Here is a 23,015-nt window from a genome sequence, read left to right as displayed (position 1 = left end):
CTCTGATGCTATTTATAATGGGGAAAATTAAAAGGGACTTACAACGGTTGTAAGATTGAGAAAGAATAGATTAGACAAAAACAGTTGCTTTAGCCAGAAAAAGTGCTAAAGTAACTGTTTTTATTCAAACATATAATAACGATATAAAAGATATTTTATTTTAATAAAAAGGTGAAAAATAGGGGGTATATTGTTATAATGAAATTGTGTTAAGGAAGTGAAATTTCTTTCTTGAATGTAACAGTTATAAGAAAATAATAAATCTAATAAATGTATAAACGTATTTAAATCTAACTACTTATTCATTCTATATCAAAATTGAAAAGTAGTCTATAAGGAAAAGATCATTTTTTTATCATATTTTTAATAATTTTGATAAAAAAATGAGAATAGTTATTTATTATTTTTGGTTACAAATTCAAATTAAATGGATTTGTCTGTGGAATTACTTGTTTATATTGTTTTTATTTCAGTAAATACTATTGTTTATACATTGTAAAAATAGATTTTTATTTTTTAGCCGTCAAATAAGCCGTCAATTTTTTTGGGAAAGGGTGTCAAGTTGTGAGTAGAAAAGGTGAGAATATTTATAAAAGGAAGGATGGACGCTGGGAAGGACGTTATATGAAGGCAAGAAATGAACATGGTAAAATCATTTATGGCTATATTTACGGAAAACGCTATGCACATGTAAAAAAGAGGCTCGCCGAATTGAAAGTTCAATACTCTTTTTCGCATAATAATCTTAACTTATTCAAAGGAACGGTTCAAGAGTGGTTGAATTATTGGCTGAATGGGTTGATGCGGAAAAAAATCAAGCTTTCTACTTATTCCAGCTACCGCTTACGAATTGATAAATACATTGTTCCGTTTTTAGGAAGAAAACAGCTGGTTCAAGTAAAAAGCGGTGAAGTAGAAGAATTCATCAATTATTTAACAAATTTAAATCTATCATCTTCCACAATCCATTCAATTGTGACTGTACTAAAAAGTGCCATGAATAAAGCATTTTTAGAAAATTACATTCTTTCAAACCCATGTAGTAATTTGTCATTATCAACAACAACAGTAGGCGAAATAACAGCGCTTAGTTTAAAAGATCAAGAGAAGATCGAACAAATCGCACTAAATGAAAAAAAATGTTCTGCTGTTATCTTAGCATTGTATACCGGGTTAAGAATTGGTGAAATCAGTGGATTGAAGTGGTCTGATATCGATTTCGAAAAAAATATTATTTATATCAAAAGAACATTATACAGAATCCCAAATACAGAGAATAACAAAAAAACGGAAATAATTATGGCTGAGCCGAAAACAAAAAGTTCGAAACGATCGATCCCTTTGGCAAAAAATTTAAAAAATTATTTATTGGATAAACAAAAAATCGATACTTCTGAATATGTGATTTCTTGTAAAGGTAGCTATGCAGAACCTAGAGTAATTAGTTATCGATTCAAAAAGAATATTAAGGATGCTGGAATACGTCCTATTCATTTCCACGTGTTACGTCATACGTTCGCTACCCGATGTGTAGAACAAGGAATTGATATCGCTACGCTAAGTAAACTATTAGGCCACGCTTCAATAAAATTAACGTTAGACACATACACCGATTCACTGTGGGAAAATAGGAAAGAGGCTGTTTCTGTTATAGATCACAAACTTGGAAATGCGACTATTTTCTCTTAAAAAAGCTTCAGATAAACTAAGATCTTACTTTAGTTTATCTGAAGCTTTTTTGCTTTAACTGAAGCAAATATTTTATTCAAATGATTTTTAAAGCCGTCAAAAAATGGTCAATACTAATGAGAAGAGCTAGTATATAGACAAAAAAAGGCTATTTTCTTATAACTGTTACATTCAAGAAAAAGCCAAACAAATTATCTTTCTTCAAAGATAAGCCATGATTGGTTATTCATTAAGCCCATAATGAATAACCATGTGACTATTATAAGCGTAAAACGATAATTTCTAAACTTTAAAGCCTTAAAATAAATAAAAGTTTAGAGTAAAGAAACAAAGTAATCAAACTGTAAAAAATGATGATAGGGAGGGCCTCATTAATGTATACGATCGGTTGTATCTCACACAGTAGCGAAATCAGCGAAGAACATAAAGAATTATTCCAATCACTTCAATGTAATATTCAAATTATCAACAAAGAAAAGGCACAACTTTTATTTGAAAGCAATAACAGTACATTGAATTTAATGGACACATTGATTATTGAAGATTCTGATGCTAGTAATATCAACTGGACTTGTGAACTGATTATGAATGTAAGGAAGCAAACAGCATTACCACTTTGGATTTTATCCTCATCAGATACCATCAATAAAACGAATCGAATTGTTTATTTACAATTGGGTGCAGACGGCATCATCGAACAAGGAAATGAAACGGACGAATCGATACTGATGATGAGAAACTTACTAAAGCGTTTTAAACAACTAGAGTACCCAATAGAAGCACCTCAAAAAAAACTGGTTGAGCGGTCCGCTATCTTTAAGTTAATACCAGAAAATTTAAGTGTCTGTTTAGAAGATGGGATAGAAGTCAACTTAACAAAGCTAGAATTTCTTACAGTTGAATATTTACATAAAAATGCACGTAAGACGATGACATATGAAGAAATTTACAAAAACGTTTGGAACGATACCTATAGAAATCGAAAATATCGGGTTTCAAACTTAGTTTTTCATTTGAGAAAAAAACTTGAAATAGATATCGAAAAGCCTCAATATATCAAAACCATTCGTTCTAAGGGATATATGTTGAATATTTGATACCAAAAATGAACAAAGACTGAGAATCGGCTGATTGAAAATTGACTCAGTAAAAGGATAAATCATTTGATTTTTAATGGGAAAGTAGGAGGAAAAGACATGCTTAAACATTTCATTTCAGTCAAAAAGGTAATTTGCGAAACTGGTTAGAAATAACGAGTAAAGTAAATATGTACTCATTTTTCTGGAGAGGAGGAAGAGTCAAAAAAGTTTCGTCAAAACACACATCTTAGGAGGAAGAAAATTGAAAAAAACACAAATTTTCAAAAGAGGATTAGTAACATTAGCTGCAACTGCTGCATTAGGAGTAGCGGTATTGTCAGTACCAACACCATTTACCGGAGAGTCAGTTATTGCTTATGCAGCGGAAGAAACAGCAGAAGTATCAACGATTGAAGAATTCGATGCAGCGTTGAAAAATCCAGCAATTACAGTAATCAATGTTAATCAAAGTATTCAATTCAAGAAAAACATTACAAACATTCCAAATCGTGATTTAACGATCAATGGTAATGCAGATAAAGGTGTAGTGATCAACTCAGCACACAACTCTATCTATGGAAAACAAAATACTAAAGGTAAAAATACAATTTCAATCAAAAACGTCAACATCGTAGGCGCGGATGGCGATGGACGTTTCTTCACTGGTGGTTCTGGTAATGGACCATCAAGTTATGGTTGGGATGTTTATGCAGAAAATGTAACTTATGAAGGCGCACGTTTTGTTCACCTTAGTGAAGGGAAATTGACGTTTGCTGGTACAAATAACATTAATACTCGTGGAGAAAATGCATGGGTTCATGATTTAGAATTCTTACCAGGAACAGTTTATAACGGAATTGCTGCTAATAAAGACCATGGTCAATTTGGTGCATTTTACTTTAATGGTGCTTTGATCAAAGGCAAAGCAACTGGTGAAGTGAAAATTGGTGCTAAAGCTAACGTTAATGTAAAAATCGGACCACAAAGTGATGTAAATCACTACTACCCAGTATTTTATGATAAAGTTCAAAAAGTTGATATTGATGAAAATGCAACTTTAGATGTTGATGCAGCTGGTGTAGCATTTGAGTTTATTCCACGTGCTGACTATGTAAATAAATTCCCATCGTTAAACTTAGCAAGTGGTGCGAAAGCATACTTTAATGGCCGTGGTGGCGGTAACTACGCAGCAGTTAATTTACAATATTATGGCGCTCAAGTAAATCTTGCACCAGATTCTGAATTTGTAGCAACTGGTAATAGTAGCAAGGGTGTTATTCGCAGTGAGTACAAAGGTGCTCAAATCAATATGGATTCTCCAGCAAAATTTGAAGTAGCAAACAAAAAAGCAAATGCTAAATTGTTCTATTCAACAAATACAACAATTAACGCTAAAAATATAAGTGATGTTTCAACATGGGCACAAATTGGTGGAGATTACGCTGAAAATCCTTCTCAAGTTTTTGATGGTGGCGACTTTGCAGTAAACTTCGGTAAAATTTGCAACAGTAAAACACTTTCTGTTACTGGTGATTTAGATCAACAGTTCAAAATGGAAAATTACGGTAAAATCTCTCTTGAAGCTGGTGGCTTCTAAAAGATTAAGCGTGATAAAAGAACCAAGTTCATATTTTAGGTTCATTTAAATATGAACTTGGTTTATTTCCAAAAATCATGAAGGAAAGGAGGACTAAAATGAGAAAAAAACAAAAGTTCGTTTTTTTGTCGTTTGTTGGTGTGTTTCTTTTGATTGGTTGGTATTGGATAAGTGGAAATCATTCGATTAAAGCCTCACCAGAGGAGTATGAACAATATCAAGTATTTAATAGTGTTAATACCCCTGGGGTACACATTCTTAATAATGATGGAACAGATGCAGTCTCAGGACAAGCTGTTGAATTGCCGGGTGATTTTGGAACTAGTTTTAAATTAACAGATAAAATTGGCTATGAAGTATCAGGTGAGGATACAACCATTATTCCGCAGGGATTGGAAAAAACAAAAATTTTTCGATTTAAAAAAGCTGATTTAGGCAAGGAAAAATCGGTTTTGGTTAAAAATGCTGCTGTTTATAATGGAAGAGATATCAATTTGAAGTTAGTAATCGATGAAATGAACTTTCAGCAAGATCCGAATATTAACTTTATTGCTGTTGGAAGTGTTAAAGATGGTCAAAGTAGCGATTTTCTACCTGTTTCTACTAACTCAGCAGAAAATTGGGGAAAACTTTTCCTATTCTTTGGAAGTGGTAATAGAAATGGTGTTACGAATACTGATATTTGGGATAAATATGAAGTCAATGACAGTATTTCATATCACTATGAGTTTTTTGATGCGAAAAGTGGTGCACCATTAGATTTTAAAGGTGTTTGGAACTTTAGTAATATTAATGGATTAAAAGCTGTTTCAGCTCCACAAAATAAGGACGACTTTAGCGATGTTTACGTTCGTAATCTAACCGATGTCCGGGTCAAAACAGAAACAAAATCAGGACTTACAGTACCAGGATTCTCAGAGTTTTATGGATCTGGTAGTAGAGTTGGATTAGATTCATCTAAAGTTTCTAAATTGGTTTCAGGTGAAGAATATTCAATGAATATGCAACGTCGTTCAGCGAATAGTAATACAGCATCTTCCGCAATGGCCATTCTTTATGATACAACTTCCATAGTACGAATTGCTCCAGCAAAGCCGATTGTCTTTGGTGAACGAAACAGTGCTAAACATGATGATCCAGATTATTTAAAATTAAAATATTCGATTCTTCAAACAATTGCAGATAATGTAAAAAATGCTGAAGTAAATAACAGAAGTACGACATTCAAAATAGATACTCAAGTACCCGATTATTATGAACTAAAAAAAGAAGACATCAAAATATTTGAATACGGTTCAACAGTCGATATAACGGACAAAGTATTTAATATTGTGATTACAGGTGGTAACAAAGCAACGATTGAAGCCAAAGATTCTACCTCAGATGAATTCAATGGAAAAGTATTTGATATTCAAGTTGTAGCAAATCCTAGTCCATCTTTTGATTTTAAAAATAATAAAGCTGCTTACAATTATCAAAACAGTGGGCCAGATAATGGCTATATGACAGATTTTGAGATGGCAGGAGCCGCAACGACTGCATCCTATACATTCGTCAATCCAAAAACCAATATTTCGCAGACACTTATTTCAGAAACCAATACCGAACAAACTCAATCTCAAGTTCTTTATGAAGGAGTCCCTTATGGAACGGCCAAAGAAGATCTAAAAATCCCAATGGGCGGGAATATCGCTACAGCATTTCCAGAGGCCAAGGAATTACTTTCTTCATATGACGTTGATACAGAAAATGAAATCGATCGTCCAGTCACAGTCTCATATGTTGGAACACCACCAAATATCAGCACCAACAAACCTGGGGATATTGTAGAAGTACCTTTGATGTTAACTTCTGCTAAAGGCGTTGAAACGCCGATTACAGTCAAAATTGAGATAACTCAAACAATATTTGACTTAGATATTGAACATCTTGATGCTGAAACAGGGGCAGCAATTGCGACGACAAGTCCATTACCAAGTGGTGAAGAAGGAGTAGAATATATAGCTACTTCTGAACAAATCAAAGGGTATATCCCATCGGCTGTACTTGTAGATGGTGTAGATAAAACACCATCACCAATAACAGATCCGTTATCGGTTACAGTTAAGTTTGTCACAAATAAAAAAGTAACATTCAAATACACCAAATTAAGAACACCTGTGATTAAGGCGGAATTTGATGTTAGCCCAACTACGGTTCCTTTAGGCGGAAAAGCCACTTATACAGCTACTGTCAAAAATACAGCGGAAGCACCGACTGCTTGGGGGAATGTTTCGTTTAAAATCGATACACCATTCCCTGACAAAATCACGCCAGATGTGAGTACTGTTAAGGTCAATGGAGTAGCACTTGAAGCAAGTAAAGTGGATTTCGATCTATCGACTAAAGAATTTAAAATCGATCTAAGTGATTTGGATTTAGATGAGAACGAGGCAGTGATTAAATATGACGTTATTGTTGCTGCAGATGCTGCTGTTCAGGTTGTCAATCAAACATATACTGTGTCGGGCGCAGCTGGAGACGGTTCCAAAGCTTCTCAACAATCCAATTCAACTAGTTTGAACGTAATACGTGGTGAAAGCCAGTTAAATGTTCTTTATAGGAAAAAAGATGAAACTAATAATGATGTGAAAATGGATCCAGATCGTGATACCATCACTACTCAAAAGGATGGTACAGCATTTGATATCACACCTGAAACGTTTGATGGATATGTTTTAGATAAAATCATTGTTGACGGTCAAGTATTACCCGAACCATTGCCAACATCTGTCAAAGGGAAATACGGAGAGATTTCAACGATTGAATTCCATTATAAAGGAACATTATTGATCACATCAGCACCAACGCTGCTTGATTTTGAGATGAACGAAGCAAGCGCAAAAAATCTTCGCGTAGAAAGTGCTAAAACGGACAAGGATTTAGTCGTTACAGATACACGAGCAACAAAACAACGTTGGTATTTATACGCCAAAGTAACGGAAGATTTTAAAACAACTGATGGATCGAATAAGACTCTTTCAGGGATCTTGCGATATAACGATGGCGGAACAACTGAAAAGAATTTCCCAGTAGATCAAAATCAATTGTTGACATCACCTGATAATTTTTCAGATACGAAGTATAACATTAGTCAAACTTGGTCTGCAAAAGGCAAAGGCTTTAAAGTTGAAGTGCCGGGAGATTATGTCAAAAAGCTAGGCGAATATCGAGCAAAAATTGTTTATACATTAAGTGAAGTGCCAGATCTTCCATAAAGCGAAGGAGAAAATGTCAATGATGAAGAAAAGAAACTATTTGTATATTGGCCTAATGTTACTCGCTTTAATGGGAGGAATCTTGGGCATGTTCACTACTTCTGTTTATGGAGAAGAAGCTGCTGTACAAACGAATGGCGAGATTGTTTTTTCTGCTGAAAGTAGTGGTCCAAGGTCTAGCACAACACCTTCAGAGTCAACAGCTTCTAGCAGTGAACCAATTAAAAAGCCAACTGGGAAATATCCTTCAACTGGAGAACTTGTTATGAAGAGTTTGACGATTAGTGGGATAGTTTTAGCCGCTTTAGTAGTCATCTTTTATCTTGTTAAAAGAAAAAAAGATGCGAGTGAAAAGGAGGGATAAGCAATTGAAGAAAAAAACATTTTTTACCGTTATTCTTCTTGGATCCCTTCTGTTTACACTTAGCAACGCGAAGACTTCTTATGCTAAAGACGCTTCATTATCTGGGGATGCAGAAGTTGAGTTAAAAGGGTATAAAGAAGAAAATTCAATTATCCGAGATCCAGAAAATCCAAAAGTTGAAGTTGATCCTGGGGAATCACCACAAACTGAAGGAGACTTAAGGATTGATTTTGCCCCAAAACTAAATTTTAGTACAGTTATGATTTCAGATGAAAATGCTGTTTTTCCTGTCAATGCACAACTATTTCATGGCGATACTTCTGCTCGTGGAAATTTTGTGCAAGTATCGGACTATCGAGATGATCCAGATGGTTGGACGTTGCAAGTCAGACAGGAGAATCAATTTAAGCATGCCACTAAATTGGGGGCAGAATTGAAAGGCGCAGTGATATCATTTGATCAAACATGGGTTAATTCTTCAAGAGAGTTAACCAAAGCACCGACTGTATCAAAAGAAGTTATTCGTATGAGCAATGTAGGTGAAACTTATAACCTAGCAGTTGCACAATCGGGCAAAGGGGTAGGAACTTGGAGTATTGTGTTTGGAGCATCACAAGAAAATCATAATGAACGTCCAAATACATTGGAAATAAGAAAAGACGGTTCGGGTAAAGAAATAATAGATCCGATCTTTAAAAAACCTGTGTACACAAACCGAGCAGTTACGCTCTCTGTGCCAGGGGCGACTGAGAAAGAAGCAGGCGCTTATTCAACGGTGCTAACTTGGGTATTAGCTGAGTTACCATAAATAGAACAAAAAAATTAGGAGGAAACACAAATGAAATTAACACACAAATTATGTGGTGCAGCGTTATTAGCTGTACTAGGTGTAGCAGTAGCAGCACCAGGAGCAACAAAAGCAGCACCAGATCATTCAAAAGCAGGCGAAGGTGAAATCCAATTCACTAAAGCTACTTATGGTTCATATGATTCTACAGGTGGGGTAGTACCACGAGATACATCTTCTCAATCAACAACAGATACTGATCCAACAAAATTATTAGATGGTGAATTTGTTGTTCAAGGGATGTCAAAATTAGTTTTTACTGAACAACAAGCTACAACCGGTGCTATCAAGTCTTGGGCAAAACCAACAACTGCCAATGATGGTGCAACGGATGGCAGTTATGTGGAAAGACGTGCTAACTGGGTTCAATTTAAAGATGATCGTCTTGTAGATAATCGTACGTATGAATTATCAGCTACACTTGTTGATCCAGATGGAAAAGGTGCATTTGAGTTTGATGATAATGGCAAGAAAAGACGTATCGCTGGTGCAACAATCGATTACAAAAATACAGATTTAGTGGCTCATGAAGATAACGTTAGTCTTAAGCCAAGTACTTCTGGATTAAAGCCAACTCTTCATCTAGCTGAAAATACTCGCAAACAATTATTTACAGTAAATGAAAATAACACTGGTAAAGGCCGTGGTAAATATGCTGTTTACTTTGGTGATACATTAAATCCAGCTCAATTAGATTCAGAATCAATCGAATTGAGCATTCCAGCTAACCAATCGGATGATATCCGTGATGGTAAATACGTAGCAACAATTCTTTGGACACTTTCAGAAACACCAATGTAATACGAAAGCTACTATAATTTAACAAATAGTAGATTAAAAGATTCACCGGTGATTTACCGGTGAATTCTTTCATGATGGAAGAGAGAGGACAACGAAATACATGAAAAAACGAATTTTATTAAGTCTCTTTTTATGTTTATACATAGTTTCACTTTTTGGTTTTTCAAGAGATGCATATGCTGAATTGCAATTTGCATATGAAACTGTGCTACCTGAAAATCAAAAAGGGGAAGGGCGTTATTTTGACTTACGTATGACACCTGGACAGGAACAAACGGTCCAAGTAATGTTAACGAATCGTGCAGATCAAGAACAAACGATTCAAGTGTCTTTAAATGGGGTAAAAACGAATTCAAATGGTGTTTTAGAATATGGACCAAGTGCGTTGAAAAATGATCCTTCTTTAAAACATGACTTTAAAGACATTGTTAAAGGGCCATCAGAAGTAACCTTGGCACCAAATGAAACAAAGCCTTTAGAGCTAACCATTACGATGCCAGCAACAAGCTATGATGGAAAAATCGTGGGTGGAATTTATTTGAAATCCAAACCGACAAAAGAAGAGGAAGAAGCAAATAAAAAAGCAAAAGGCGTAGTTAATGAGTATGCGTTTTTAGTTGCAATGGTTTTACAGGAAACAGATGAAAAAGTAACAAATGATTTAAAATTAAACAAAGTTTATGCAGGCTTATCAAACTATCGAAATAGTGTATTTGCCAATTTTTCAAATATAAAGCCAGAATTTTTAAATAATATGACAGTAGAAATGGAAGTAATGGCAAAAGATTCAGATGCTGTTTTATATGATACGAAAAAAGCGGATATGAAGATGGCGCCCAATTCTATGATTGAATTCCCTCTAGAAATGAATGGAGATAAGATGGTCGCAGGGGATTATAAGGCCCATATACTAGTTACAAGCGGTGACCAAAAATGGGAATGGACAGAAAACTTTAAGATTACCAATGAAGAAGCTGATAAATATAATGCTCAAGATGTCTCTTTGATTCAGGAACCAGGTATTAATTGGAAACTAGTGGCTTTGATTGGTGCGGGTATTTTCCTGGCATTTTTAGCAATCTTCTTTATCGTTCGAGTGGTAAATAAGAACAAGAAGAAAAAGAAAGGAAATAAGAAGAGAAAGAAAAAATAAGCTTAAGGAGGTTATCATAATATGAGTCTATTAGACTGGTTTTTCATTGGACAACTTTCCTTTGCGACTCTTAGCTTTTTGTTTATCTTTTTTTTCTTTTTCTATTCTTTATCGATTCGAAAAGAACTAAAGAAAGCGAAGTGGCAAAAACGACCTAAAAACAAAGCGAAACGAAAACGTTGGATAAAAGCGCGAAAGCAATTGGAAAAACGTCGGAAACGATTTGATCGAAACAGTTTTATTTTTCTATTGTTCGTGATTATAGCGTCTGGAAGTGCTTTTTATTCTCGATATTATCAGATGACCCATTTAACAGCTGAAGATGCAAAAGGAGTTGTTCAAGGTTATTTTATGTCGGAGGATATCGAAAAAAAGTTGGAGACAATGAGAGATGGCGGAAGTATTGAAAAGGAATATCAAGCATATCTGGAAATTAGCTCTTTAATCGTAACTTATAGCAATCGATCCGTTTCTGACGGACTGTCGGAAGAAGGAAAGAGATTATTGACCCGTTATAATGTGGGGATGAAAAACTTAGGGATGAATCTCCATAGTCTATCAGAACAGCAGTTAGAAAATAAAGAAACGATTGATGGCTATTTAAAAGATATTCAAAAAATGAAGAAGCAGCAAAAAGAAGTTTTTAAGTATTTTAGAGTGAATGAATCAGCATTAAAAAGAAAAGGGTAAGGGAACTGATTGCTGAGGGAAACAACATGAAACAGACAAAAAAAACTAAAGTAAGACGACAGTCGCTAAAAGCAACTCCTAACAGGGAATTAAGTCAACCCAAAAAAAGAAAAAAGAATGTAGTCGATCAAAAGAAAAGAAAAAGTAAAAAGTCGAATGACCCTACAAAGAAGTCTTCTTCTAGAAAGAAAAGACCCACAAAAAAATATATTAATCGTAAAAGAGAAGAGCAAAAGCAATTAGTAAAAGAACTTATTGTTAGTTTATCCCTTTTATTAGGATTGCTTGTTATAGTACAGTCTTTGCTTTTTTCTTTTCCATTGGTTGAGGGCTATGGAATGACCCCGTTGCTAAACGATGGTGAACGGGTGATTGTCAGAAAAACGAAGGAAATTAAACGGTTTGACTTAGTTTATATCAGGGAATCTGGAACCAAAAGAACGATGGTCCGTAGAGTGATAGGTTTACCTGAAGAAGAAATAGCCTATCAAAACGATCAGCTATTAGTGAATCAAAAGCCTATTGTAGAGCGTTTTTTGAAGAAAGAACTAAATGAAGCAAAAGTGGAGCAACGATTATTGACAGATAACTTCAGTTTGAGAACTGTTACAGATGAAAGCCGTTTGCCCAAAGATAGCTATTTTATTTTGGGTGATAATCGTCATTATGCTGCAGATAGCCGTAATTTTGGCTGGATTGAGAAGAAAGATATTTTAGGGATTGTAAAAGCAAGGATCTCACCGATGCATCAAATAACATCATTTTAGAGATAGGAGGAATGGATATGGCAAAAGGACCTCATTTCTCAAAGAAAAAAAAACAACGGCAAACGACTTTAAGTCCAAATAAGCGAAGAGAGCAACGATTAAATTTATCAAAAAAACAAAGTGAAAATAATATGCTGGAGCATAGAAGAAGTTGGCTAAAAGAAGGCTTTTTGTTTTTTGCACTTATACTAGTTATTGTTTTTTTAGTTGTATTTAAAACCCATCGTGTTTCAGGGAAATCAATGGCACCAACTTTTGAAAATAGTGATCGAATTATTGTACAAAAGAACACATCCCCAAAAAGATATGAGATCGTGACATTTGATCCTGAGATTCCCAATGACCCAAGCTATGTCAAACGAATAATAGGTCTTCCAGGAGACCAAATTTGGACAGAATCAAATGCGGTTTATATTCGTCCGTCCAATGCTGCACCGTGGCAACAAGATGAAGTTCCACAATTTATTATTAGCATGTTACCAGATAGTACGCTTAAAGTATTGGTTCATGAGGAGGTAGCTCTAAAGCTTTCGGGACTGGCAACAATCCCGAAAGGAAGCTATTTTGTATTAGGAGACAATCGCGCTGAATCCAAAGATAGTAGAGCTCTTGGACTAATTGAAGAAGAGCAGATTGAAGGCGTAGTAGTATTTCGCTACTTTCCATTCAACAAAATAGGGTTAGTACACTGATAAAGTATTAAAAAATAACAGCCACAAAGCGGCAACGCACCACAGTTAATTTGTACCTAGGAGGAAGAAATGACATGAAACTAAAAATATGGTTTAAAAGAAAAGGTTGGGCATTTCTTTTAAGTGTACTCATTCCCATCATAATAATGGCAGTAGTCTACTTAATGATGGGCATTTATCCTACTAGTCAAAGAACGGTCTTAGCGAGTGATGCGTTATCTCAAACATCTAATTTTTTTGCAAGTTTTAATAATACGTTACATGGCAAACAAAGCTTTTTTTATACATGGTATGGTTCTTTAGGATTGAATTACTGGTCATTTATGGCCTATTACATAAACGGGATTTTTAGTTTTGTTGTTGCGCTTTTTGATAATCAACATATTCCTGATGCACTGTATTTGATTTTGTTACTCAAGTTTGGAGCCATTGGCGGTACATTTTGGATCATGAGTGATCGCTTATTTAAATTGCCGCAAATTGCAAAAATAATGTTAAGTGTTAGTTTTGCTTTGTGTGGATTTAGTATTGCTTATTCGCCGCAACAAATGTGGTTGGATGGATTAATCTATTTACCTTTAGTTATTTTAGGGATTCATTATTTAATGGATGACCGAAAACCTGCACTATTATTTATTAGTTACTTGTTACTATTTTTATCCAACTTTTATATGGCATTTATGGTTGGCGTATTTTCTTTTTTCTATGTATTTTGTCGATTTTTAACAGAGCCTAAGCGATTTAAAGCAAGCTTGGTTCCTTACTTGATAACGTCGCTACTTGCAGGTGGCGCGTCGATGGTCACGATTTTGCCAACATTATTAGACTTGAAAAATAATGGTGAGGGATTAACACCGATCTATAGCTTTTTAACAAGAGGGATGGATATCTGGGATATTCCAGCCAAAACAATGGTAGGGTCATACGATACGAGTAAATATGGGAGTGCACCCTTTATTTATTTTGGGATGCTAGGGTTGATTTTTTGTCTTTTCTATTTTATAAGCCGGAAAATCGCGCTTAAAAATAAGCTGATCTATGGCAGTTTGTTTCTTCTATTGATTGCAAGTGTTTATATTGAGCCGATGAATCTTTTTTGGCATGGAATGCATTCTCCTTATATGTTTTTATTTCGTTTTAGTTTCTTGTTTTCCTTTTTAGGGCTTTTATTGGCTGGATTTGGATTGGAACAGGTAACCAAGGATGACTTCAATCATTTCGTTAATATTGTCTTGGGCTTGATTTTTCTATATGTTTTGATCAGTTTTGTAGCAAATCGTAAAAGATATGAGTATTTGGATCAGAAAACGTTACTCGTTACATTAACTGTTGCCTTGCTCTATGTGCTATTAGGCGTTCTGATTCAAAAGTGGCCGAAGCGTTTGGTATTGATCGGATGTCTATTTTCTTTTGTTTTTATTGGAGAACAGTTGATTAATGCACAAAGCATTGTAAAAGGAATTGCAGGAGAATGGAATTATCCAGATCGTATAGCTTATGATGATCATTTTTCTGATATCAATACATTGATCGAGACAACCAAAAATGAGAACACTAGTCTATACCGGGTAGGAAATGTTGATGCAACATCTCGAAATGAGAGTTTTATTCATGGATATAGCGGTGTTACAATGTTTTCTTCTATTCGAAATCGTCACTCTTCCCAGTATCTAGATCAGTTAGGCTTTCGTTCAGCGGGAACTAATTTGACGATTCAATATGAAAATAATACGTTGATTATGGATGCCTTATTAGGCATAAAATACAATTTAGCAAAAGAAGATTTAAGAAAATATGGGTATAAAGCGATAAAAACAGCAGGGGATTATACCTTGTATGAGAATCAGTTCGCAATGCCTCTAGGTATTTTAACAGACAAGGGGATTTATAAGAAAAACGCTGTAAAAAATCAAACAGAATTAATGCAATACCTATCTGATGATGAATCAACTATGTTTTCTTTTGCTGAAGTGGAGACAGTGAAAGAAAACAATGTCAAAGTAGAAGAACAAGAAGGCGGCGTTTATTATTCAAGAACCGCAAACGCCAATCGTGAACTGACCTATTCAATTGATGTTCCTGCGCATTCCCAAGCCTATTTAAGTCTATATGGTAAAGGAACAGAAGTGGATATTATTACGAAAGTCAATGGGATACAGCGTCATGGGAGTCTGGATTCCAGTGGTCAGTATTATGACTTAGGCTATTATAAAGAGTCCAAAACGATTGAAGTCCAGGTTGTATTCACTGGTGAAAATGTTGTACAACTGGTAAAACCAAAAGCAATGTTTTTAAGTAGTGATCGTTTCGAGCAGATGATGAAAACAATCAATAAAAATGGCGTTTCGTTCGAAACCAGCGGGCGAACTTCAGAAGCAGAAGTCGAGTTGTCTAAAGATCAGGTGATTTTGACAACCATCCCCTTTGACAAAGGCTGGAGAGCTTATATTGATGGCAAAAAAGTTGAAATTCCCACATTTAAAGATGCTTTCTTAGCGTTGCCTGTTCCTAAAGGAAAACATTCCGTAAAATTAGTATTTTTACCTGAAGGCTTTAGAATCGGTCTTTCATTATTCGTTAGTTGTATTCTACTTTTTATAGTGTACAACTGGTGGTTAAGGAAAGAAATGGAACAACAGACCCATATATAGAAGGAGTAAGAGGCATGAAAAAAATAATAAGGTATTTCCCGATTTTCGTTTTTAGTTTATTCATCATCAGTGGTTGTTCGGCAACATTATCGGATAAAAAACAATCCTTTGAAGCAGAGGGAATTCAATATCAATTTCAATTACCGAGTACTTGGGAAGTTACCAAAGATTATAAAGCAACTTATAATAAGTCAGCAGTTTTTGGAGCGAAAGACAAAAAGAGTAATTCATCTTTATTTGTTTTAGCTTCTCGTAAAGAGAATGTTGATTTAGCTGATTTTGGTGAACGAACGCGTAAAGAACTGGCAAAGCTATATAACTATAAAGCGAAAGATATATATATGAAAGAAACCAAAATTGGCAAGTATAAGGCCTATAAATATACACTGAATACTACGTTTGAGAAACGTTCTACCTGGTTACATCTCTATTATATTGAGACAGAACATGGTTTGGTTCAATTTGATTTTTATTCTGCTGATGATGGTCAACATGAAAAACGTGTTGATATCATTGATTCTTCCGCATACTCCATCAAAGAAAAAGAAGATCAAGGTCCTGTTGAAGATGAAGATGAAATTGTGTTTGATTCAAGTACATTAGAGGTAAAAGTGACAGGTGTAATGGATTTAGCTGGAGAGAACGATACCTCAGTTTATGCGATTCGGTATATGGTTACGAACAAAGGGAAACAAGACGATATCACACCAAAGAAATGGCAAGAGTTGATTAAAGTAACTCAAAATGATCAAGGGTTACAAGAAGGAACCGTTAAAAAAGACGATCAAGTAGTGGATATCACGAAGCTATTAGAACAACAAAATCAAACGATTCCCAGTGGGGAAAGTCTTGAGGCAGTTGTCATATATACGTTGAAAGACAAGACAAAGGATATAGTACTTACACCTTCTAAAGAGGTCTTTAAAGATGCTGAACCTGTCCATTTAACGCTTGCAAAAGATAGTGGAAAGGAAGATGGAAAATAATGCAAAAAAAGCGTACTTTATTTTTGTGTGCAACAACGATTTTAATCCTTATAATAAGTGCCTGCTCAGCAAATAAAAAGACAACTTCGATCGAACATGAACAACTTCTTTGGCACGATACTAGAGAAAAGCCTTTTGGTCGATTTGATTATCCCAAAATCAGCAAAGAAGAAGGACTCTCTTTGTTGAAAGACAAGTTTAAAGTAAAAGTACCAGATATGATAGCCCAAGCAGAGGCGTTGATGGAAAAAGAAGTGGCAACAGATGGAGTGAAACCTGGTGATTCTGAATATACTCTTTATGCTGAAGGGGATGAATTAAGAATTCAAGGCTATTATCCATTTTCTAAAGAGAGTCAGCTAGAAACAGTTGCTGCAGTAGAATTTACGTATTTGTTTAGACGGGAAGAAAAAGATGTTCGACTAAGAACTCAGAGTTTTTCTATTGTGAATGTTGGAGAAAAAGAAGCATTTACCAAAGAAAAATTTCATACTCTTTTAGAAGAAACGGCTAAAATAATTGATTTGCCTAAAACGATAGCAGATCGTTCAATTGAAAATTTTGGCAAAACATATCAAGAATTGGATAGTCGCCCAGCAGCACAACGAGTAAAAGTTTATAGTAATGATGAGGAAATGACAGAAAAAAAACGAATCACACAGTCTATAGTGGCTGAATTCAGTCAAAAGAAAGAATTGAAAGGCCTTCAAGTTGCGATTGTGGATCGTACGGAATAAACGAATAAAAGGGAGAAACTAAATGGCGGTCATTGTATTATATTCAGTTATGATAGGCTTTATTGGAGTTGGAGCTGATTTTCTTCGGCGCGTATGGATACAAGGGGAACAGTATAAAAAGAACAAGCAGTTTTTACAAATTCTTTTCTTTTTATTCGTTATAGGAGTCATTACCCGTTTTGTTAATATCAATCAATTGCCTGGTCTCCAAATCGATGAAGCGATGTCAGGATATGACACTTGGGCTTTAGCAAATTATGGGACAGATAGCGCCTTGAATTCGTGGCCAATTTACTTGATGGGGTACGGGACAGGACCATCAGCATTTTATACTTATTTATCTTTACCATTTGTAAAGCTATTAGGATTATCTCTTGTTAGTACTCGTTTAGCAATGGCTTGCCTTTCTTCCTTTACGATTTTGACAGTATTATGGACCCTATTAAAACTGAAGCTACCAGAAACGTTAACTGGATCGATTTTCTTTATGCTGATCATTAGTCCATGGCATATGTTGATCAGTCGGTTTGGTTTGGATGCAAATGTAGCGCCGCATTTATTATTAATTGCTGTTTGTCTAGTCTTGGTTGGTATGAAAGAAGTAGAAAACAAGCAGATGCTTTTTTATAGTGTAGGGATTTGGTTGATTGGATTAACTTCATATGCCTATTTAGCAACGTGGTTTTTCTTACCTTTATTTTTACTTTTTCTTTTAGGTTATTTCTTGAAAAATAATCTATTAAATAGACGACAAGTGGTGCTATTAATAGCCGTTTTAATTGTTACAATCATCCCTGTCATGATTTTTGCATATGTCCAGTATGTGCGGCATGAAACCCTTACTATTTTCGGTATAACATTTGCAAAAATGATCGGTAGTCAGAGTGAAGGGCAAACCATTTTATTTCAAAAAGATATCTGGAGCGCATTTTTAGGCAATCTTCAAAGAATTTTTGGTTTTCTTTTAAGTGGTAGAGATGGCTTGATTTTTAGTTCAATACATGGGTTTGGTTTTATGTACAACTTGGCTGGGTTACTGTTGGCTAGTTTAGGTTGGATTCACATGCGGCAGGAGAAAAGTCCGTTGAGTCAATTAACGATGGGCTGGTTTGTATGTAGCATTCCTTTATTGCTGATTATCGTTCCTGTTGTCCATCATTGGAATGTCATTATGTTTCCTTTAATTATTATGATGGGTTATGGACTTGCTAGTTTAGGGGCATTGGGAAATAAAGCAGTTTTCAGAAGTACATTTGTCTTTTTCTCAGTATTATTTGTTTCCTATGTTTACACCTATAATGTTGTCTATAAAGAAGAACAGCAAGACAGCAAATATATGGCACCAATCACATTAGCAGAGATACTTAGGGTTGGAAATGAAAAAAAATTAGAAAAAATATATGTTGAGCGAACTAGCTTGAAACAGTTGCAAGACTTAACCTTTATCTTCATCCGTTTTTATGATCCTATCTCACCAGAGAGTTATCAGGCTAGCCGTGATACGCCATATGATAAAAATAGTAATCTGACCTATCGTTATTATGGAAAGTATATTTTTTTAGATGAAAATGAGGCTACAAAAAAGGATGAAACAAGCGTTGGTTATCTGTATCACAAAGGAACTGATTTATCGAAAAAAACATTTTTAAAGGATTTTTCAGTGAATGAAAATGCTGATTTCATCCTTTTTTATAAAGAATAGTTAACAAGTTAGGAGGAAATCTAAATGAAGCGAATTACTGTGATCATTCCATTTTTGAATGAAGAATCTGTTTTAGAAAAACTGTACGAACGACTCATTTTATTAGCGGATGATTGTTCTACGTATCGTTTTGATTTCCTCTTTGTAAATGATGGCAGTAATGATCAAAGTTTAGCAATTGTATTGGGGTTAAGAAAAAAGGATGATAGAGTTACCCTACTTGAACTTTCAAGAAACTATGGGAAAGAAATTGCGATGTTAGCAGGTTTTGATCACGCTAAAGGAGACGCAGTGGTTGTGATCGATTCTGATTTACAACAGCCACCAGAATTAATTAAAGAAATGATTATCTGGTGGGAAAAAGGCTACGAAGATGTATATGCGGTCAGAAAAGAACGAAAAGGGGAACATTTTTTTAAAAAATGGACGTCTGCTTGTTACTATAAAATTTTACAAAAAGCGAGTAAGACAAACATTTATCCGAATGCAGGGGATTTTCGTTTGCTAGATCGAAAAGCTGTAGAGGCGTTAAAAATGATCCGGGAATATGAACGCTATACTAAAGGATTGTATGGCTGGATCGGATTTAAGAAAAAGGAACTTTATTATGATGCTGATGAACGAGCGGGAGGAACAACAAAATGGCGTTTTTCTTCTTTGTTTAATCTTGCGATGAATGGAGTCACCTCTTACACAACATTGCCATTGAAAATCACAACAGTTATAGGCGGCATCGTTTCATTCGCTGCATTTATATATATGTTGATCGTTTTAGTTCAAACACTTCTTTTAGGAGCGGATGTTTCAGGATATCCTTCATTAATGATCGGTATTTTATTTCTAGGAGGCCTTCAATTGATTTCGCTTGGCATTATTGGAGAATATTTAGGTCGTGTGTTTAATGAAACGAAAAAACGACCATTGTACTTTATCGATACGTATTATGATACCCAAAGCTCGGAAACAGCGAAACTAAGTGAACAAAAGCTAGAGGAAAACCCTATTTTTTCATTGATAGAAGAAGAGATGAGAATCAGAAAGGAGCATCGTCATTAGTGAAAAGGCATTTGGGTATTGAATTATTACGAATGGTATCTATGTTTATGATTTTGATCCTACATATTTTAGGAAATGGTGGAATTTTGAATAATGTACAGATTGGTAGTTTCAATTATTATCTTTTTTGGGCAATAGAAATTATATGCTTTGTCGCTGTAAACTGTTTTGCTTTAGTAACGGGTTACTTTATGAGTAAAGGAAAGTGGCGAATTGGACGATTTATTCAGTTGTGGGTTGAAGTGCTTTTTTATTCGGTTACGTTAAGTCTCGTTGCTTATTGTATTTTAGGCGAGATTGTTCCACTATCGCTGTATACTGATTCATTATTTCCTTTATTTAAAAAAAGTTATTGGTTTTTCTCGGCATATGCTGGTTTATTTTTGTTCATGCCGTTACTAAATAAAGCCATAGGTAAACTTACAAAAAAAGAAATGCTTTACGGTGTATCCGTCATCGTGTTATTAGGTTCAGCATCTATTTTATTTAAAGCGGATCCGTTTAATTTGGCTGAAGGCTATAGTATGATTTGGTTGATTTTTATGTATTTTATTGGTGCATTTATTCGTTTACATGTGGATATTGACGCTATTGATAAGACGAAAATCGTTTACTATTATTTAGGCGTAAATAGTGTGTCGCTAGGACTGATTGCGATTAAAACAATGGTAGGAAGTTTGGAAGAATCCAGAGATACTGTTTGGTTTATCCATTATGTGTCGCCGCTTATTTTAGCAAGTTCGATTTTATTGTTTATTTTATTTTTAAAAGCGCCAATCAAAAATAAACAGAGTTCTTTTATGATTGAAAAAGTCGTACCTTATTCTTTTGCTGTTTATCTTATTCATACGCATCCAATCATTTTTTATTTTGTTTTAAAAGATCGTTTTATTTTTTTAGCAAATGAGCCGATCATTGTGGCGTTGATTCAAGTGTTGATATCCGCAAGCTTGATCTATTTGAGTTGTCTTTTGATTGATTTTATTCGATCACTGTTATTTCAATTATTACGAGTTTCAAATCTAACAGATAAAATTGGAGAAAAGTTGCATCAGCTGATTGGGTTATAACTCTAAGAGTTATACTCCAATCATTTTTTGTTTATATTTGCTAGAAAAATTGAATAGGAGCAGTAACATCGGGAAGTTTATTATGCTATACTCAAATGTACGAATTGAATTTTTCCGATGACACCAATTGTTTAATAGGGGAAGTGAAAGGTTCAACATAATAATAGAACGACATTAAAGCTAAAAAGGAGTTTAACAACCAATGAATGTAGTATTTTGTGATATAGATGGAACATTTCAAGACCTTGGTGGCGAGGTACCTCAAGTCAATTACGATGCAATTTATGCCCTGCAAAAGCAAGGGGATCATTTTGTGTTTATCAGTGGACGAGGGTATGCACAGTTGACTGAATTGATGGATCAGTTAGATAGTGAATGTGATGTTATTTTTAGCAATGGTGGCGGTTATAAATTAGTTGGCGAACCAGTGCAGTATAATCACTGTTTATCAATGGCTGAGTGTGAAAGAACGATGGCTATTTTAGAGGAGCGCAATATTTTTTATCACATTCATACGAATGAAGGAATCATTTTAAAAGCAGTTGAAAAATACGAGACAAATATTTTGGATTTAAGAAAAAAACTTGAACCAATGGGCGCTATGGGAAAACAAATCATGGACTTCAAAGAAAGTTTTTTCAAAGAGCAGTGTCAGCACGTTGACGATCCATACCGTTATCTGACTGAACATCCTGAATTAAAAGTGATGAAAATTGAATTGATGGAAGCCAGTGATCAAGAACACGAACTTTTACGTGACGTGTTAAGTAGTGATAGCGCAGAAGTTTTCTCTTCATTTATTCAGTGTCTGGAAATCGTTGATCCAAAAAGTAGCAAGGGCAATGCGATCAATGAGTTTATGAAAAAATATCCAGGAGCTCGTAGTTATGGTATTGGCGATGGTGAAAATGATTTAGCTATGTTAGACGTTGTCGATGTTCCAGTTGCAGTGGGCAATGCAAAACCAATCGTCAAAGAAAAGTGTCAAAAAATTATTGGAGACTGTTTAGACGGCGGTGTTGGACAATTTATATTTGAAGAAATTATTGAATAAGGCAGTTTCATATCAAAAAAAATTCAATAGTTAGTAGAACTTTGGAATAGGCATACAAATACGTGGTCATTGACGTAAAAGAATTATTTTATCGTTTTGGGGGAGTATAAATGAAAGAAAATAAAGAAAACATCGAACACGATTTAGAGTATTATCAATCAGGTATCCGACAATTGTATCTAAAGACCTATCAAAAATATCTATTGATTCTGCTGGCGGTCATGTTGGGAACCGCTATTGGAATTGGAGCCACTGAATCAATCGTTAGATGGTTGCTGATTGCTGTCTTTTTAATTGAAGCTGGTATTGTAGTCTATTTGTTCCGTTATTTGCGAGCTGAAACATTTGAAGCGTATTTCCAGCAAATAAAAGAACAGTTACCAAATGAGTTTCATAAAATGGCTTCGATTGAAATCCAAGAAGATGACCAAGCGTATTATTTTTCAGATGATCAAGCGTTATTTGTTAAATTGAAAAAGAAAAACACTCGAAATTTTCCGTCAAAGATCAGACAATATACCTTGTTAGTCGGTTTTACAGACGAAATAAATAAAAATGGACTAGAACAGCCACTACAATTTTTTACTATGATATCACTCAAATCAAACATTCGGCGAATTATAAAAAAGAAATACTAAAAAATACTAATTTTATTGCAAAGCGTAAAAGAAGAAGAATCAAGACCACTGTTTTAACGCTTATTTTACTAGCCGTACTAGGTACGTTAGTTTATTTTGGTGCAAAAACATACTTACAAGACGACGGTCGAACCTTATATGAAAAAAGGGTTGAGGGGGAATATGAGGATAATATTGGTCAAGAG

19 protein-coding genes are annotated in these 23,015 nt (G+C 34.8%); all 19 read left to right on the top strand.

All coding sequences use genetic code 11. From position 1 onward, the window contains the following. The first annotated feature begins 564 nt into the window (after positions 1-564). The 19 genes from ATZ35_RS16090 to ATZ35_RS16860 all read left to right on the top strand — a co-directional run bounded on the left by ATZ35_RS16090 (position 565) and on the right by ATZ35_RS16860 (position 22,830). Positions 565-1,689, top strand: coding sequence for a tyrosine-type recombinase/integrase (locus tag ATZ35_RS16090; protein WP_208928128.1), 1,125 nt, complete (start codon positions 565-567; stop codon positions 1,687-1,689). A gap of 374 nt (positions 1,690-2,063) precedes the next feature. Next, complete coding sequence (locus ATZ35_RS16085) at positions 2,064-2,786, top strand: winged helix-turn-helix domain-containing protein (protein WP_208928127.1); 723 nt, start codon at positions 2,064-2,066, stop codon at positions 2,784-2,786. 244 nt (positions 2,787-3,030) lie between these two features. Beyond that, complete coding sequence (locus ATZ35_RS16080) at positions 3,031-4,365, top strand: pectate lyase-like adhesive domain-containing protein (protein ID WP_208928126.1); 1,335 nt, start codon at positions 3,031-3,033, stop codon at positions 4,363-4,365. Positions 4,366-4,463: 98 nt separating this feature from the next. Next, positions 4,464-7,622, top strand: coding sequence for a hypothetical protein (locus ATZ35_RS16075; RefSeq protein WP_208928125.1), 3,159 nt, complete (start codon positions 4,464-4,466; stop codon positions 7,620-7,622). A gap of 19 nt (positions 7,623-7,641) precedes the next feature. Beyond that, entirely contained in the window at positions 7,642-7,986 is a 345-nt protein-coding gene (locus ATZ35_RS16070; protein WP_208928124.1) for an LPXTG cell wall anchor domain-containing protein, read from the top strand. 4 nt (positions 7,987-7,990) lie between these two features. Beyond that, positions 7,991-8,794 carry a WxL domain-containing protein gene (locus ATZ35_RS16065; protein ID WP_208928123.1) on the top strand — a complete coding sequence of 268 codons (804 nt, stop codon included), beginning with the start codon at positions 7,991-7,993 and terminating at the stop codon, positions 8,792-8,794. Positions 8,795-8,824: 30 nt separating this feature from the next. Then, on the top strand, positions 8,825-9,634 hold the full coding sequence (locus tag ATZ35_RS16060) for a WxL domain-containing protein (protein ID WP_208928122.1): 810 nt from the start codon (positions 8,825-8,827) through the stop codon (positions 9,632-9,634). Between the two features lie 100 nt (positions 9,635-9,734). Beyond that, complete coding sequence (locus tag ATZ35_RS16055) at positions 9,735-10,787, top strand: WxLIP family cell surface protein (RefSeq protein WP_208928121.1); 1,053 nt, start codon at positions 9,735-9,737, stop codon at positions 10,785-10,787. Positions 10,788-10,808: 21 nt separating this feature from the next. Beyond that, a complete protein-coding gene (locus ATZ35_RS16050) occupies positions 10,809-11,477 on the top strand; it encodes a hypothetical protein (RefSeq protein WP_208928120.1) in 669 nt (222 codons plus the stop codon). 26 nt (positions 11,478-11,503) lie between these two features. Beyond that, entirely contained in the window at positions 11,504-12,244 is a 741-nt protein-coding gene (lepB, locus tag ATZ35_RS16045; RefSeq protein ID WP_208928119.1) for a signal peptidase I, read from the top strand. A gap of 17 nt (positions 12,245-12,261) precedes the next feature. Next, entirely contained in the window at positions 12,262-12,936 is a 675-nt protein-coding gene (lepB, locus tag ATZ35_RS16040; RefSeq protein WP_208928118.1) for a signal peptidase I, read from the top strand. Positions 12,937-13,010: 74 nt separating this feature from the next. Beyond that, positions 13,011-15,587 carry a YfhO family protein gene (locus ATZ35_RS16035; RefSeq protein ID WP_208928117.1) on the top strand — a complete coding sequence of 859 codons (2,577 nt, stop codon included), beginning with the start codon at positions 13,011-13,013 and terminating at the stop codon, positions 15,585-15,587. 14 nt (positions 15,588-15,601) lie between these two features. Then, a complete protein-coding gene (locus tag ATZ35_RS16030; RefSeq protein WP_208928116.1) occupies positions 15,602-16,573 on the top strand; it encodes a DUF5067 domain-containing protein in 972 nt (323 codons plus the stop codon). Then, a complete protein-coding gene (locus ATZ35_RS16025; protein WP_208928115.1) occupies positions 16,573-17,310 on the top strand; it encodes a hypothetical protein in 738 nt (245 codons plus the stop codon). Before ATZ35_RS16030 ends, ATZ35_RS16025 begins: the two co-directional genes overlap by 1 nt. 22 nt (positions 17,311-17,332) lie before the next feature. Beyond that, positions 17,333-19,012, top strand: coding sequence for a hypothetical protein (locus ATZ35_RS16020; RefSeq protein ID WP_208928114.1), 1,680 nt, complete (start codon positions 17,333-17,335; stop codon positions 19,010-19,012). Positions 19,013-19,036: 24 nt separating this feature from the next. Continuing rightward, positions 19,037-20,068 (top strand): glycosyltransferase family 2 protein, encoded by a 1,032-nt coding sequence (locus ATZ35_RS16015; protein WP_208928113.1) that lies wholly within the window; start codon positions 19,037-19,039, stop codon positions 20,066-20,068. Further along, on the top strand, positions 20,068-21,138 hold the full coding sequence (locus ATZ35_RS16010) for an acyltransferase (RefSeq protein WP_208928112.1): 1,071 nt from the start codon (positions 20,068-20,070) through the stop codon (positions 21,136-21,138). The genes ATZ35_RS16015 and ATZ35_RS16010 overlap by 1 nt, the downstream gene beginning before the upstream one ends. A gap of 202 nt (positions 21,139-21,340) precedes the next feature. After that, positions 21,341-22,192, top strand: coding sequence for an HAD-IIB family hydrolase (locus ATZ35_RS16005; protein ID WP_208928111.1), 852 nt, complete (start codon positions 21,341-21,343; stop codon positions 22,190-22,192). Between the two features lie 110 nt (positions 22,193-22,302). After that, positions 22,303-22,830, top strand: a complete 528-nt coding sequence (locus ATZ35_RS16860; protein ID WP_244148182.1) for a hypothetical protein — start codon at positions 22,303-22,305, stop codon at positions 22,828-22,830. The last annotated feature ends 185 nt before the right edge of the window (positions 22,831-23,015 follow it).

Origin of the sequence: Enterococcus rotai (genome assembly GCF_001465345.1) — a bacterium.
Taxonomy (GTDB): domain Bacteria; phylum Bacillota; class Bacilli; order Lactobacillales; family Enterococcaceae; genus Enterococcus_L; species Enterococcus_L rotai.
The sequence above is the reverse complement of the archived record's forward strand: the minus strand, read 5'-3'. Positions and strand labels throughout refer to the sequence as shown.

What these genes read in the sequence shown, in the direction of transcription:
- ATZ35_RS16085 (WP_208928127.1), top strand. Translation starts at nt 2,064, where the DNA reads ATGTATACGATCGGTTGTATCTCACACAGTAGCGAAATCAGCGAAGAA.
- ATZ35_RS16075 (WP_208928125.1), top strand. Translation starts at nt 4,464, where the DNA reads ATGAGAAAAAAACAAAAGTTCGTTTTTTTGTCGTTTGTTGGTGTGTTT.
- ATZ35_RS16070 (WP_208928124.1), top strand. Translation starts at nt 7,642, where the DNA reads ATGATGAAGAAAAGAAACTATTTGTATATTGGCCTAATGTTACTCGCT.
- ATZ35_RS16060 (WP_208928122.1), top strand. Translation starts at nt 8,825, where the DNA reads ATGAAATTAACACACAAATTATGTGGTGCAGCGTTATTAGCTGTACTA.
- ATZ35_RS16055 (WP_208928121.1), top strand. Translation starts at nt 9,735, where the DNA reads ATGAAAAAACGAATTTTATTAAGTCTCTTTTTATGTTTATACATAGTT.
- ATZ35_RS16050 (WP_208928120.1), top strand. Translation starts at nt 10,809, where the DNA reads ATGAGTCTATTAGACTGGTTTTTCATTGGACAACTTTCCTTTGCGACT.
- lepB (WP_208928119.1), top strand. Translation starts at nt 11,504, where the DNA reads ATGAAACAGACAAAAAAAACTAAAGTAAGACGACAGTCGCTAAAAGCA.
- lepB (WP_208928118.1), top strand. Translation starts at nt 12,262, where the DNA reads ATGGCAAAAGGACCTCATTTCTCAAAGAAAAAAAAACAACGGCAAACG.
- ATZ35_RS16035 (WP_208928117.1), top strand. Translation starts at nt 13,011, where the DNA reads ATGAAACTAAAAATATGGTTTAAAAGAAAAGGTTGGGCATTTCTTTTA.
- ATZ35_RS16030 (WP_208928116.1), top strand. Translation starts at nt 15,602, where the DNA reads ATGAAAAAAATAATAAGGTATTTCCCGATTTTCGTTTTTAGTTTATTC.
- ATZ35_RS16025 (WP_208928115.1), top strand. Translation starts at nt 16,573, where the DNA reads ATGCAAAAAAAGCGTACTTTATTTTTGTGTGCAACAACGATTTTAATC.
- ATZ35_RS16020 (WP_208928114.1), top strand. Translation starts at nt 17,333, where the DNA reads ATGGCGGTCATTGTATTATATTCAGTTATGATAGGCTTTATTGGAGTT.
- ATZ35_RS16015 (WP_208928113.1), top strand. Translation starts at nt 19,037, where the DNA reads ATGAAGCGAATTACTGTGATCATTCCATTTTTGAATGAAGAATCTGTT.
- ATZ35_RS16005 (WP_208928111.1), top strand. Translation starts at nt 21,341, where the DNA reads ATGAATGTAGTATTTTGTGATATAGATGGAACATTTCAAGACCTTGGT.
- ATZ35_RS16860 (WP_244148182.1), top strand. Translation starts at nt 22,303, where the DNA reads ATGAAAGAAAATAAAGAAAACATCGAACACGATTTAGAGTATTATCAA.